Genomic DNA, 12,982 nt, shown 5'->3' with positions numbered 1-12,982 from the left:
GTGAGAGTGAAAATCGCCTGGACAGAAGTTGCTCAACTTCACGTTTTACCTGTTATTTACTGATGGGTCAAAGGTTATGCGATAGATCAGGCCAAGTTCGTACGTTTTAGGCAAAATCGTTACATGAAGATGCAGTTGTAGCGTGGTTTCAGTGCCTTACAGCTGCAAGGTGGGGAACTTGTGACGTGTGGGTGTTAAAGGCATAATGGCCGGCTACGATTTTGACTGCCATGGCCAAAAGGTTCCAGCGGATAACGCGATGATTGATGAGTATTTTTCACCTGATGGTGTGTTAGCGACGGCGATTGACGGTTTTGCCCCCCGTGAACCGCAGCGCATTATGTCGCGCGCGGTATCGACGGCCATTGAAACGCAGACACAGTTGGTGGTTGAAGCCGGTACGGGAACGGGCAAAACGTTTGCCTATTTAGTGCCTGCGTTGACGTGCGGTAAGAAAGTCATCATTAGTACCGGTTCGAAAGCGCTACAAGAGCAGTTGTACCATCGTGATTTGCCTTTGATGGCAAAAGCCTTGGAGTTTTCAGGGATCACGGCACTGCTCAAAGGGCGAAGTAACTATCTTTGTCCAGAGCGCTTGGCCAATCAGATTGATGAAAGTCATTTGGGTGAAAACCTAAACTTCACCGAGTTGGTGGGTGTTAGGCAGTGGGCAAGTGCAACAAAAAGCGGTGATCTGAGCGAGTGCGATGTGCTGAAAGAAGATAGCCCGCTCATCCCAATGATTACTTCCACTAATGACAATTGTCTAGGTAAAGATTGCCCATCGTTTGAAGAGTGTTATGTGGTTAAAGCGCGTCGCCGCGCGATGGAAGCTGATCTTGTTGTTGTCAACCATCATCTGTTTTTGGCTGATGTGGCGATAAAAGAGACTGGCTTTGGCGAGCTGATTCCCGAAGCCGAAGTGTTTGTGTTTGATGAAGCGCATCAACTCCCCGATATTGCCAGTCAGTATTTTGGTCAGTCCCTGACTAGTCGGCAGCTAACCGAGTTAGCAAAAGACATCATGATAGGTTATCGCACCGAAGTACGCGATATGAAGCAACTGCAGAAAGTGTCTGATCGGCTTGGACAAGCGGCCATGGACTTGCGACTCATACTTGGCGATGGCGGCTTTCGTGGTAACTGGCGTGATGCCTTGCAGTCTGCACCGATTGCGAGAGAGGTGGAGCGTTTAAGTGATGCTTTGGCATTGACTTATGATGTACTCAAGCTTGCGCTGGGCCGCAGCCAGCTTATTGACACGGCATTTGAACGCACTGCGATAATAAAAGGGCGTTTAGAACGTGTGTGTGATACGTCGGTGACCGGTTATTCTTATTGGTACGATACGACGCCTCGTCATTTTGGCTTGCATATCACGCCGTTGTCGGTCGCTGAACGTTTCCATCAGCAGATTGAAGAGCAGAAAGGGGCTTGGATTTTTACGTCTGCAACGTTGGCGGTGGATGATGACTTTGGCCACTTTGCTAATCGCCTAGGTTTAAAACCTGCTGAGCAGTTTTCATTACCGAGCCCATTCGACTATCAATCACAAGCCTTATTGTGTGTGCCGCGATTTTTACCAGAGCCGAACAGTTTCGGCTTGGCGGATAAATTAGTCGACATGCTCGCGCCTGTGATAGAAGACAATGACGGACGCTGCTTCTTCCTGTGTACCTCTCATCAAATGGTACGTGATCTGGCGGCAGGGTTTAGAGAAAAGCTCGATCTGCCTATCTTAGCCCAAGGTGATTTGCCAAAGCAGCAGCTACTGAGTCAATACTTAGAGGAAGGCAACGCGGTGTTAGTGGCAACCGGTGCGTTTTGGGAAGGTGTCGATGTTAGAGGGCAAGCATTGAGCTGTGTTATCATTGATAAATTGCCCTTTACTGCGCCTGATGACCCGTTGTTAAAAGCGCGAATTGAAGATTGCCGTTTACAAGGTGGAGACCCTTTTGCGCATGTGCAGATTCCCGATGCGGTAATTACCCTTAAGCAAGGGGTAGGCCGTTTGATCCGTGATAACAGTGATCGTGGTGCCTTGGTGATCTGTGATAATCGTTTAGTTACTCGCCCTTATGGCGCGGTGTTCTTGCGCAGTTTGCCGGATATTCCCCGTACTCGTTCTTTGAGCGATGTACGACAGTTTTTGTTAGATGCAGGTGCATCTTCGATATGATAATGAGCATTCAGAGGTATGAATGACGCTTAAGATTCTTGCTGTTGATACAGCGACGGAAAATTGTTCTGTAGCCCTTCGTGTGGGTGATGATGTGATTCACCGCAGTGCGATAGCACCCCGTGAGCATACGACCAAAATACTGCCGATGGTCGATGAAGTATTGGCTGAAGGTGGCCTATCTTTGAGCCAACTCGATGGTTTGGCGTTTGGACGTGGCCCTGGTAGTTTTACTGGCGTAAGAATTGGTATCGGAATTGCACAAGGTTTAGCATTCGGCGCTGAGTTGCCGATGGTGGGTGTATCAACCTTGGCTGCGATGGCGCAGGCCTGTTACCGTGAGCATCAAGTGGAGTCGGTGTTGACGGCCATTGATGCGCGTATGGGTGAACTATACTGGGCACAGTACCGCCGTGATGATCAAGGGTGGCAGGCCATTGCCCCTGAGATGGTAGCAGCGCCAGAACAGGTTGTGGTTGCTGAGCGTGAAGGCACGTGGGCGACGGCTGGAACAGGATGGGATGCCTATCCTGAGCTCAGTGAACAGTTGGACTTGGCGACGACGCCATCTGGTGTGTTGTATCCTCAGGCGCAAGATATGGTGATGTTAGTTGATCTCAATGAGTCGGTCACTCCCGACAAGGCAGAACCAGTATATCTGCGTGATAAAGTGACTTGGAAGAAGCTACCAGGTCGCGAATAACGCTAAAAAGGGACGGGTATGGTATCAATTCATGGGTTGCCACCAACACTAAGGCAATCACAAAAGGTACAGAATAAAAAGACAAAGAAAAGCGAAGAGAGTGCTTCTGTCGCCCGTCCTTCTGCGGTAGCTACTGCCGTATCTCGAGGTATTCGCCGCAGTGAAGAAGCGGAGACTGCGATGCGAGAGCAAGCACGTATTCAATACGATGCGCCAGATCGAAAACATCAACAAGCGCTATCCTCCTACCATGATGTACTAAACCAACGTCGTCGAGATGAACTCTCGGAGATGTTTGGTGTTGATATCTATGTATAACAGTTAGCGCTTACTCACTTTCAATCCTGTCAAAAATGAAATCAGATTCCATCAACTTACCTTCTGGGCAGAGGATTGCCTTCCTCGGCACCAGAGATATCGATGCCAACAAACCTAGTGTTATTGCTCTACATGGTTGGCAAGATAACGCTGCGTCGTTTCATAGCATGACTGAATTGTTACGAGATGTGTGTAACTTGTGGGTTATGGATTTGGCGGGGCATGGCTATTCATCACCAAGAAGTTACGATAATTTCTACTATTTTCACGATTATGTCGACGATTTGGCGCAATTTATCGACAAGTTACAACTTTCTTCACTTCATCTGGTCGGACATTCTCTAGGTGGTCTGATCTCAACTTGCTACGCTGCCGCGTTTCCCGCTAAAGTTCGGTCACTCTTTTTAATTGAATCGCTGGCACCGCTTTTCGAATCAGAGAATAATGTCGTACAGCGCCTGACTAAAGGGATTCAAAGCCGCAGGATTTGGCGTGAGAAATCGGTGAGGGCGATGCAATCTAGAGCACAAGCGTTGCAGCTCCGCCAGCGGGTGACACCGTTAGAGGAGTCGCTGCTCTGGCCAATGATAGAAAGAGGTACCCAAGAGACAGAGCAAGGTGTTTTTTGGCGTCATGATGTACGGTTGAAAGCAGACTCTCTGTTTCGATTGAGTGAAGCCCAGTCGAGGGCAATAGTGAAGGCCATTCAATGTCCAGTGACAGCGGTATTGGGCTTGGATGGATTTGAAGAACTTAAACAACAACAACGACAGGCATGGTTTTCTCATTTGCAGGTACATCAGGTACCCGGAGGTCACCATTGCCATTTGGAAAGTCCAGCGTTGGTTTCGCAACGCTTGATAGAACATATTCAGCGACATGAGAAAGCGGCTCACTTTTCGAAGTGATGCAGAGTGTCGATTGAAAAGCATAAATTTTATAAAGGAGAGCGCCGTGGATAAGGTGTGGTCGAAACTCTACCCATCAGACGTGCCTGCGGAGATTAATCCGGACAGCTACCCGTCATTGGTCGATATGTTTGAAAAGTCGGTGCAGAAGTACGCTGACCAGACGGCCTATGTCAATATGGGCCAAGTCATGACGTTTCGTAAGTTAGAAGAGCGCAGCCGTGCGTTTGCTGCTTACTTACAGAATGACTTGAAATTGCAGCAGGGAGACCGTGTTGCGATCATGATGCCGAACTTGTTGCAATACCCGATTGCGCTATTTGGTATCCTGCGTGCAGGTTTGGTGGCTGTGAATGTTAACCCGCTATACACCCCACGTGAGCTTGAGCATCAACTGAATGATTCAGGGGCAAAAGCGATAGTGATTGTCTCTAACTTTGCTCACACGCTTGAGAAAGTGGTTAAAAACACCTCGGTTAAACACGTGGTATTAACCCGTCTTGGCGATCAGCTCTCTCGTCCAAAGTCGACCTTAGTGAACTTTGTAGTGAAGTACATTAAGAAAATGGTGCCTAAGTACCACTTGCCTGATGCAATCTCTATGCGTTCTGCGCTTCGATTAGGGCGCCGCATGCAGTATGTGAAGCCAATCATCGAATCTGATGATACCGCCTTCTTGCAATATACCGGTGGCACAACCGGCGTGGCTAAAGGCGCGGTACTGACACATCGCAATATGATTGCCAATGTTATGCAGGCAAAAGCCATGTATTTGCCAGTGCTGACGGAAGGGCGAGAAGCGATCGTCACCGCTTTGCCGCTGTATCACGTGTTTGCGTTAACCGTGAATGGTCTGTTGATGGTTGAGATGGGTGGTCAGAACCTATTGATCACCAACCCGCGTGACATTCCAACGTTTGTGAAGGAGTTGAAGAGTTTCCCATTTACCGCCATTACAGGCGTGAATACGCTCTTCAATGCACTGCTGAACAATGAAGATTTCCACGAGTTAGACTTCTCTAAATTGGGGTTGTCTGTTGGCGGTGGCATGGCTGTGCAACGCGCTGTTGCTGAAAAGTGGCAGAGTGTGACAGGTAACTACTTGCTAGAAGGCTACGGGTTAACGGAATGTTCGCCGCTAGTTGCGGCTTATCCTTGTGATCTGGTCGAGTACAATGGCTCGATTGGTATTCCTGTCCCGTCGACAGATGTGCGCATTGTGGATGAAGAGGGCAATGTTCTTGGCAATGAAGAGATTGGTGAACTGCAAGTTCGCGGCCCACAAGTGATGCAGGGCTACTGGCAGCGCCCGGAAGCCAGTAAAGAAATTCTAACTGAAGATGGTTGGTTGTCGACAGGCGATATTGTGCGTTTTGATGAGCATGGTTTCTTGCATATTGTTGATCGTAAGAAGGACATGATCCTCGTCTCTGGCTTCAATGTCTATCCGAATGAAATTGAAGATGTGGTTGCTTTACACGATAAGGTGCTGGAAGTTGCTGCCATTGGTCAAGCTCATGAGGTGTCAGGTGAGGTGGTTAAGATTTGCGTCGTGAAGAAAGACGCCTCGTTGTCCCGTGAAGAGTTGCTGGGCCATTGCCGTAAGCACCTGACAGGTTACAAGGTACCCAAAATTGTTGAGTTCCATGATGAGTTGCCGAAAACCAACGTTGGAAAAATCCTTCGTCGCGAGCTTCGTGAAAAATCATCCGCAGAGTAAAATTGGCGTGAGCTAGATTAAGCTGTTGAATAAAAACTGCAGTTTAGCGCGGCTAGTCATCCTATTTTGCGTTACAATGATACTTAAAAAGAAAATGCCGACGTTTTTGTCGGCTTTTTAATACGTATGTGTATTTGAGGGACCTGTGTGAAATTTGAGATTGTCAGTGACTATGATCGTTTGAGCCAGCTTTGTGAAACGGCCGCTAGGAAGTCGGTTGTGATGGTGGATACTGAATTTGTCCGTACGCGTACACTCTATCCGCAGCTAGGCCTCGTTCAGCTTTTTGATGGTGACAATCTTGCGTTAGTCGACCCGATTAAATGTGTGAACTTGGATCCCTTGTGGGATCTTATGCGCAATGAAAGCGTCACCAAAGTGCTGCATGCCTGCGGGGAAGATCTGGAAGTGTTTCTCCATGTTGCTGGGTTTATGCCAACGCCTATGATTGATACGCAAGTGATGGCGGCATTCTTAGGTCATGGTGTCTCCATGGGGTTCGGGAACTTAGTAAAAGAGTATCTCGGTATTGAGTTGGAAAAAGGTGAAGCGAGAACGAATTGGCTTGCCCGCCCACTGACGGACAAACAACTCGATTATGCGGCGGCAGACGTCTTTTACTTACTTCCTTTGTATGAGTGCTTGAAAGAGAAAGTTGAACAAGCGGGTTGGTTTGAAGCCATGCTTACCGAATGTGTCAGTGTAGCGGGTAAGCGCAATAAGTCCCGGCCGACGTCGGAAGCTTACTTGGATATCAAGAACGCTTGGCAACTTACTCCACGTCAGTTAGCCATTTTGCAAAAGGCGGCACAGTGGCGAGTTGAAGAAGCACGTAAGCGTGACCTGGCCCTTAATTTTATCGTCAAAGAAGTGAACTTATGGAAGCTGGCGCGCTATACCATTAAATCGAAAGGCTTTATGGCTAAGCAAGGATTCGAAAAGATGGAGATTCAACGCCACGGTAGTCGATTGATAAAAATGGTGTTGGATGTTGAGAAGCTTCGTGAGTCTGAGCTCCCGCCGAAAATTTACCGTTTGGTTGATCTACCCGGCTACAAGCAGCAGGTTAAAGCCATCAAAGATGTTGTGGTTGAAATTGAATCCGAAACCGGATTAGCGCAAGAGTTCCTTGCCTCTAAAAAACAGATTAACCAATTGATCGGCTGGTATCGAAAGTATGATCAACATCCAGATAAAAAGCCGGATATGTTATTGAGTTGGCGACAACCTTTGTTTGAGGCGCGCGTTAAACCCATCATTGATGAGTTTAATTAGCCATTGAATGTTGGCAACAAGCCAGTCTTGTGCTTACCTATTGAACCCTGCGACGGCGCAGGGTTTTTTATTACTTGTTTGCACAACTAAATCGGTATACTTAATCCAGTTCAGGAACTGTTTTACATGCCTCAGCTCTTTATTTTGCTTGGTAAGCGACTTTATCAGGATCAACTCACACTCGAAGGTAAAAGCCGTGTTGATGGGTTGGTCTCGCATTTCAATTTCAGCAGCAGTTGGTGCAGTTGAATCGTTATCTGGATCCTGAGCAGAATCCAGTAACGAAACAAGTAACATTGATTTAAAGGCTAGCCTAATAACTTCAAGCAGTAGGGGATAAGCACCGCGTTCACTAAGTCAATAAAGAATGCGCACACGAGAGGCACAATTATGAAGGCCTTGTGAGAGTTACCATACTTTGTCGCTACCGCAGACATATTGGCCATTGCAGTCGGTGTTGAACCAAGAGAAATACCGCCAAAACCGGCACAAATCACAGCTGCATCATAGTTTTTCCCCATTGCAGGGAAGACCACGAAGAGTGTCACTAGAATGGCGACGACAAACTGCGCAGAGAGAATAGCAAAGATTGGGCCTGCGAGATCGATGAGATTCCAAAGCTGCATGCTCATCAAGGACATGGCTAAAAAGGTCCCGAGGGCGATGTCAGCAATGAGTGCCACAGAGGGTTTGCGAGCAGGCCATTTTGTACCCGTAATGCGAGGGTACGAGTTTGGCACCAAATTCGAGATGAGTATGCCAGCAAAGAGGCAGGTCACAAACAGCGGTAAAGCGAGCCCGAGTTTCGCAATACCTTCATTGAGCGCTAAACCAAGAATGATACAGATATGAATGGCCAATATCGCGTCTAGGAAGTCGTAAGAGGTGAGGCGCGGCTCAGGTTTATCTTCCGCGATACCCACATCAAGCGCTTCCACTTTTTCTGGCTTAAGTTGATAGCGGTTGATCAAGAATTTCGCTATCGGGCCACCCATGATACTGGCAAGAATTAATCCGAATGTTGCTGAGGCAATGCCAATCTCCATCGCGGTTGACAATCCAAACTGCTCGCCAATTTTGGGCGCCCAAGCGATGGCGGTGCCGTGTCCGCCAATGAGTGACACTGTGCCACTCAGTAAGCCTGCAACAGGCTCTAACCCAAAGAGCGAGGCGACACCTATGCCCGTTATGTTCTGGATAATCATGTAGACAATAGTGACAGCAAGTAAAATAAGTAACGGCTTTCCGCCAGAAAGGAGATCTTTCAAGCTCGCGTTAATGCCGATGGTGGTGAAAAAGTAGACGAGCAGCATATCTCGAGTGACAAGATTGAAACTGACTTCAATCTGAGTGAGATAGAAGAAAGCGGTCAAAATCACTGAGACGAGTAGACCACCAGATACGGGTTCTGGAATACTGAATTCTTTTAAAAGGGCATTGGTTTGATTGAGGCGACGCCCTAAGAACAGCACGATAATGCCAAGGGTAACAGCCCAAAAGGAGTTAACGTGTAAGATTCCGTCAACGAGCTCCATGTTATTTCCTTCCTAGTGCAATGAGTTTAGTGAAATGATAACGGCTCAACCATGTTAAGTGAATGTAAACTTCGGTATTTATTGGGTATTTTTATTCTTGAGGTGGTAGCCAGCTTTTGAGGCGCTCAGAGTATAAAGTGTTTAGCTTAATCTAAGATAAACAAAACCCCGCGAAAGCGGGGTTTGAGAATTGTGGTGATGAAGTGGACTTATTCTTTATCTTCAGGCAAGGTCACATTCAACTCGAGAACAGCTAAGTCACTCTCTTTTTGGTCAAGGTGCACATTGACTTGATCTGGGTCGATATCAACATAGCGTCGAATCACTTCTAGAATATCTTTTTTCAATGCAGGAAGGTAACTTGGCGACTTGTTACTACCCGATCGGCGTTCAGCGACGATGATCTGCAAACGCTCCTTAGCAACATTCGCGCTTTTCTCGCGCTTAGGGCGGAAAAATTCAAGTAAAGCCATGGTTAAATTACCCTCCAAACAGTCGTTTTAGGAAGCCTTTCTTCTCCTCGGAAAGGAAACGTAGTTCACGCTCTTCACCTAACAAACGAGAAATCGCGTCATCGTAAGCTTGGCCTGCAATCGATACTTCATCGTGGATAACGGGCTCACCACGGTTAGAGGCATTCAATACTGACTGACATTCAGGAATGACGCCCAGCAATGGAATGTGAAGAATCTCTTCTACATCTTCAACACTTAGCATATCACCATTGATTACGCGACCTGGATTGTAGCGAGTCAGCAATAAGTGTTGTTTAACCGGTTCCATCGCCTGTTCTGCGCGCATAGACTTAGAATCAAGAATGCCAAGAATTCTGTCTGAATCTCGTACCGAAGAGACTTCAGGGTTAGTCGTAACAATCGCTTCATCTGCAAAGTACAAGGCCATCATTGCACCAGCTTCGATACCTGCTGGTGAATCACAAATAATGAAATCAAAGTCCATTGCTTTCATTTCATCTAACACACGTTGCACGCCATCTTTGGTGAGTGCGTCTTTGTCGCGGGTCTGAGAGGCAGGCAAGACAAAAAGGTTGTCGACACGTTTATCTTTGATCAACGCTTGGTTAAGTGTTGCTTCTCCATTGATGACGTTGACGAAATCATAGACAACACGACGCTCACAACCCATGATAAGATCTAAGTTACGCAAACCTATATCAAAATCGATAACAGCGGTTTTCTTGCCTTTGAGTGCTAGACCTGTCGCAATGGCGGCACTGGTAGTAGTTTTTCCGACTCCGCCTTTACCGGAAGTCACCACGATAATACGTGTCATGGGTATTTAATCCTTTTTTTAAACGGACAATGGGGCGATATGCAAGTTTTCTTCGTTGAGAGATATCTTGACGGACGCACCCCATTGTTCACTATTAATCTTGTCGCTCAACCAGTAGTTGCCGGATATAGAGACCAGCTCTGGTTGTAAGTTTTGGCAAAATATATTTGCTTCTTGTTGACCACTCGCCCCGGCTATCGCACGACCGCGCAACGTGCCATAAATATGAATACTGCCATCAGCAATCACTTCAGCACCAGCGCTGACGTGATTAAGTATGACAAGATCACTATTTTTTGCGTAAATTTGCTGCCCTGAACGTACTGGGGTTGAAATAACCTTGGTCGGTGCGAGTTGCGGCGCTTTACTCGCAGGCTCTTTAGCGGCAGTCATTAATGCCAGTTGTGCCTCTTTTACTTTCGGGCGAAGTGATGCTGGGCAGCCACTCACTCCGACCGGAATCATGCCAGCTTCAAGTACAGCGGCTTTGATAGCTGGAAAGTTTAAATCTTCATGGCACTGGCTTATATCGATAATAACGGGTGCAGAAGCGAAAAAAGCGGGGGCTTGGGTGACTTTTTCGGCTAGAAAGTCTCTAATCGCCGTTTCGTCTTTATCAAACAGACGAAGGACAGAAAGGGTGAAACTACTACCTTTCAATTCAGCAATTTTACTCATAACCATTGAGACCTTGTATCAGTACCTGATAGGGTTTAACGAAGCAAGACACCATGTTATATATGTTGCGGAGTCACAGCAAGCTATCCGTTGCGTTTAGGGGAAAAAGCCTTTTTTTTGTGAAGCTATTAAACCTATTTGGGGAAACCGTTGTCATAAACGGTGCCTCACACCAATACGATTTCATACGCTTATTGTGTGACTGCAATTATTGAGGTGGTTTATCAATACATCTCGATAAGCGTAGAGATGCATTGTCATAAAAGTGAAATGATATTTGTGGTGATGGATTAGACAGTGATTGACGCTGCAAGACTATTCAATTTTGTGCTCAAAATTGGACGATACGGTAAATTTGGAAAAAGATATGCATTGTGCTGTTTATAAAAGCGACAAAAAAATAGGGTCTTACCTTTTTGTTGAGAAAAAAGATGATTTTAGTCGTGTCCCTGATTCTCTGTTGGGGATGTTTGGCCATCCTTCACTTGTGATGGTTTTCGATATCGACAAGCGTGAATCTTTGGCACAAGCAAATATTGAGACAGTAAGAGCCGCATTGAAAGAGGAAGGGTATTACCTGCAACTGCCTCCACCTGCTGTTAACTTACTGGATGAGTACAAAGAAGCCAAAAAACGAGACAACTAAACCGTTATACGATTAAGGGTAACACCAAAGGTGGGCTAGGATGGTTAAAAAGAGTTTACTGAGTTTATGCTTGTTAGCTGCAAGCGCGAGTGTGTCAGCTCAGGTATCCTTTGATGATTATGTTTTGCAGATGCAAGACTACGCCAAGGAAAAAGGAATTAGTGAACAGACAATTTCAACGGCTTTTCAAGGTGTGAAACTGTATGAGTCTGCTATCTCAGCGGACAAAAATCAGCCGGAAAGAAGATTAACTTTAGATGAATATTTGAAGAAATCTGTACCTCAGTGGAAAATAAATCAGGCGAATCAACGCTATCAAAAACATAAAGCTGTTTTAAATAATATCGGTGAGACTTATGGCGTTTCACCCAAAATTATTGTCGCTTTATGGGGAGTAGAGAGTAATTTCGGTAAGTTCTCTGGTTCATATGATGTTATTTCTGCTCTGACGACAATGGCTTATGAAGGTCGACGTGAGGATTTCTTTAAGTCTCAACTTATTGATGCGCTCACCATTTTGGATCAAGGGCATATAGAGCGTCGCAATATGAAAGGGTCTTGGGCAGGTGCAATGGGGCAAAGTCAGTTTATGCCTAGCTCTTACCTCGCTTATGCCGCTGATGGTGATGGTGATGGTGTGGCGGATATTTGGAATAATCCCGCCGACGTATTCGCGTCAGCAGCCAATTATTTGAGTACGGTCGGTTGGCAGGCTGGATATCGTTGGGGACGGCAAGTGACGTTACCTGAATCATTTGATTTGTCTTTGATCAGTTCAAAAAAGGAAAATGGTAAAGGTTTGCAAGAGTGGGCTGAACTCGGTGTCATGCGTCATGGCGGTGCTGATTTGCCTGTTGACGAGATTTCTGCATGGTTAATTGAGCCACAGGAAGGGCGATATTATCTCGTTTATGACAATTACCAGGCGCTGCTAGATTGGAATCGTTCTCATCATTTCGTTTTCTCTGTCGTGCAATTAGCCGCTTCTATCCGAGATTAACTCAGAAAATAAAAAAGGCCCATCAGGGCCTTTTTTGAATCTATATGACAAGCGCAATTAGATTAGGAAGTCGTCTAGTGACTTGCCTTCGTCTAGTGCTGTTTTGATCACAGATGGAGTACGGCCTTGACCAGTCCAAGTTCTTTCTTGGCCATTTTCGTCAACGTATTGGTATTTTGCAGGGCGAGCAGCTCGCTTAGCTTTTGGTGCTTTACCTAGTAGAGCAACTAATTCTTCTGGATCGATACCGTCTTTGATTAGCATTTCACGGTACTGAGCTAGTTTCTCTTCACGCTCTTTTTCCTGTGCACGAGCTTCAGCTTCAGATTCTTCACGCTCGTTAACTACAGTCGTTAATTTTTCTAGTGCTTCTTGAAGTTGCTCTAGAGTTAATTCACGAGATAGTGCACGTAGGCTACGTAAGTTCAAAAGTGCTTTAAACGCTTCAGGCATGTTTATTTCCTACTCATTAAATTGCATCGCAGGATGCTGTTAGTTATTTTGTCTGTTCAATAATAATACGAAATCAAACAGGTTGCCAAGTCATTGAATGTAAATTTACTTATTTCTTTCGAATTTGACCTTATTTGAGCTGTTTTTTGCCTAAGAAAAATCATGTCATTAATATGATTCTCAGTTTAAAAGGAGAATATCGTCGACCGTATAAATCAGAAAATCTTGCACGTCCCAGATTAGAAGATATGCGCATATTTATGATTAGCGTTAT

General features: G+C 46.0%; 13 protein-coding genes. 8 read left to right on the top strand and 5 right to left on the bottom strand.

Translation table 11 applies throughout. The annotated features are described in order from the left end of the window. Positions 1–259 precede the first annotated feature (259 nt). The 6 genes from TSUB_RS10830 (at position 260) to rnd (ending at position 7,103) form a co-directional block, all read left to right on the top strand. Positions 260–2,179, top strand: a complete 1,920-nt coding sequence (locus tag TSUB_RS10830) for a DNA repair helicase YoaA (RefSeq protein ID WP_087026261.1) — start codon at positions 260–262, stop codon at positions 2,177–2,179. A gap of 22 nt (positions 2,180–2,201) precedes the next feature. Beyond that, positions 2,202–2,882: a tRNA (adenosine(37)-N6)-threonylcarbamoyltransferase complex dimerization subunit type 1 TsaB gene (tsaB, locus tag TSUB_RS10825; RefSeq protein ID WP_087025939.1), complete on the top strand. Its 681-nt coding sequence runs from the start codon at positions 2,202–2,204 to the stop codon at positions 2,880–2,882. An 18-nt stretch (positions 2,883–2,900) separates the two neighbouring features. Further along, positions 2,901–3,200 carry a hypothetical protein gene (locus TSUB_RS10820; RefSeq protein WP_087025942.1) on the top strand — a complete coding sequence of 100 codons (300 nt, stop codon included), beginning with the start codon at positions 2,901–2,903 and terminating at the stop codon, positions 3,198–3,200. 35 nt (positions 3,201–3,235) lie between these two features. After that, the gene (locus TSUB_RS10815) at positions 3,236–4,108 is read left to right on the top strand and encodes an alpha/beta fold hydrolase (protein WP_087025945.1); all 873 of its coding nucleotides are present in this window, start codon (positions 3,236–3,238) and stop codon (positions 4,106–4,108) included. A gap of 46 nt (positions 4,109–4,154) precedes the next feature. Next, positions 4,155–5,828: a long-chain-fatty-acid--CoA ligase FadD gene (fadD, locus tag TSUB_RS10810; protein ID WP_087025948.1), complete on the top strand. Its 1,674-nt coding sequence runs from the start codon at positions 4,155–4,157 to the stop codon at positions 5,826–5,828. 147 nt (positions 5,829–5,975) lie between these two features. Continuing rightward, positions 5,976–7,103, top strand: coding sequence for a ribonuclease D (gene rnd / locus TSUB_RS10805; protein ID WP_087025951.1), 1,128 nt, complete (start codon positions 5,976–5,978; stop codon positions 7,101–7,103). Positions 7,104–7,411: 308 nt separating this feature from the next. On the opposite strand, the gene gltS is transcribed toward rnd, so the two are convergent. From gltS to minC, 4 genes are all read right to left on the bottom strand, one after another. Further along, on the bottom strand, positions 7,412–8,638 hold the full coding sequence (gltS, locus tag TSUB_RS10800; protein WP_087025957.1) for a sodium/glutamate symporter: 1,227 nt from the start codon (positions 8,636–8,638) through the stop codon (positions 7,412–7,414). Positions 8,639–8,847: 209 nt separating this feature from the next. Continuing rightward, on the bottom strand, positions 8,848–9,111 hold the full coding sequence (gene minE / locus TSUB_RS10795) for a cell division topological specificity factor MinE (RefSeq protein WP_087025960.1): 264 nt from the start codon (positions 9,109–9,111) through the stop codon (positions 8,848–8,850). 7 nt (positions 9,112–9,118) lie between these two features. Beyond that, positions 9,119–9,931 (bottom strand): septum site-determining protein MinD, encoded by an 813-nt coding sequence (gene minD, locus TSUB_RS10790; protein ID WP_087025963.1) that lies wholly within the window; start codon positions 9,929–9,931, stop codon positions 9,119–9,121. A gap of 18 nt (positions 9,932–9,949) precedes the next feature. Further along, positions 9,950–10,609, bottom strand: coding sequence for a septum site-determining protein MinC (minC, locus tag TSUB_RS10785; protein WP_087025967.1), 660 nt, complete (start codon positions 10,607–10,609; stop codon positions 9,950–9,952). 367 nt (positions 10,610–10,976) lie between these two features. Here minC and TSUB_RS10780 point away from each other — a divergent pair, with 367 nt between their 5' ends. Together TSUB_RS10780 and TSUB_RS10775 are read left to right on the top strand one after the other, a co-directional pair. Beyond that, positions 10,977–11,255, top strand: coding sequence for a YcgL domain-containing protein (locus TSUB_RS10780; RefSeq protein WP_087025970.1), 279 nt, complete (start codon positions 10,977–10,979; stop codon positions 11,253–11,255). A gap of 40 nt (positions 11,256–11,295) precedes the next feature. After that, positions 11,296–12,255 (top strand): lytic murein transglycosylase, encoded by a 960-nt coding sequence (locus TSUB_RS10775; protein ID WP_087025973.1) that lies wholly within the window; start codon positions 11,296–11,298, stop codon positions 12,253–12,255. A gap of 57 nt (positions 12,256–12,312) precedes the next feature. Here TSUB_RS10775 and TSUB_RS10770 read toward each other — a convergent pair whose 3' ends face one another. Further along, positions 12,313–12,708 (bottom strand): H-NS family histone-like protein, encoded by a 396-nt coding sequence (locus TSUB_RS10770; protein ID WP_087025976.1) that lies wholly within the window; start codon positions 12,706–12,708, stop codon positions 12,313–12,315. Positions 12,709–12,982: the final 274 nt, after the last annotated feature.

The organism is Thaumasiovibrio subtropicus (genome assembly GCF_019703835.1).
GTDB lineage: Bacteria > Pseudomonadota > Gammaproteobacteria > Enterobacterales > Vibrionaceae > Thaumasiovibrio > Thaumasiovibrio subtropicus.
The sequence above is the reverse complement of the archived record's forward strand: the minus strand, read 5'-3'. Positions and strand labels throughout refer to the sequence as shown.

What these genes read in the sequence shown, in the direction of transcription:
- TSUB_RS10830 (WP_087026261.1), top strand. Translation starts at nt 260, where the DNA reads ATGATTGATGAGTATTTTTCACCTGATGGTGTGTTAGCGACGGCGATT.
- minC (WP_087025967.1), bottom strand. Translation starts at nt 10,609, where the DNA reads ATGAGTAAAATTGCTGAATTGAAAGGTAGTAGTTTCACCCTTTCTGTC.
- gltS (WP_087025957.1), bottom strand. Translation starts at nt 8,638, where the DNA reads ATGGAGCTCGTTGACGGAATCTTACACGTTAACTCCTTTTGGGCTGTT.
- TSUB_RS10775 (WP_087025973.1), top strand. Translation starts at nt 11,296, where the DNA reads ATGGTTAAAAAGAGTTTACTGAGTTTATGCTTGTTAGCTGCAAGCGCG.
- tsaB (WP_087025939.1), top strand. Translation starts at nt 2,202, where the DNA reads ATGACGCTTAAGATTCTTGCTGTTGATACAGCGACGGAAAATTGTTCT.
- minE (WP_087025960.1), bottom strand. Translation starts at nt 9,111, where the DNA reads ATGGCTTTACTTGAATTTTTCCGCCCTAAGCGCGAGAAAAGCGCGAAT.
- TSUB_RS10780 (WP_087025970.1), top strand. Translation starts at nt 10,977, where the DNA reads ATGCATTGTGCTGTTTATAAAAGCGACAAAAAAATAGGGTCTTACCTT.
- TSUB_RS10815 (WP_087025945.1), top strand. Translation starts at nt 3,236, where the DNA reads ATGAAATCAGATTCCATCAACTTACCTTCTGGGCAGAGGATTGCCTTC.
- minD (WP_087025963.1), bottom strand. Translation starts at nt 9,931, where the DNA reads ATGACACGTATTATCGTGGTGACTTCCGGTAAAGGCGGAGTCGGAAAA.
- TSUB_RS10820 (WP_087025942.1), top strand. Translation starts at nt 2,901, where the DNA reads ATGGTATCAATTCATGGGTTGCCACCAACACTAAGGCAATCACAAAAG.
- TSUB_RS10770 (WP_087025976.1), bottom strand. Translation starts at nt 12,708, where the DNA reads ATGCCTGAAGCGTTTAAAGCACTTTTGAACTTACGTAGCCTACGTGCA.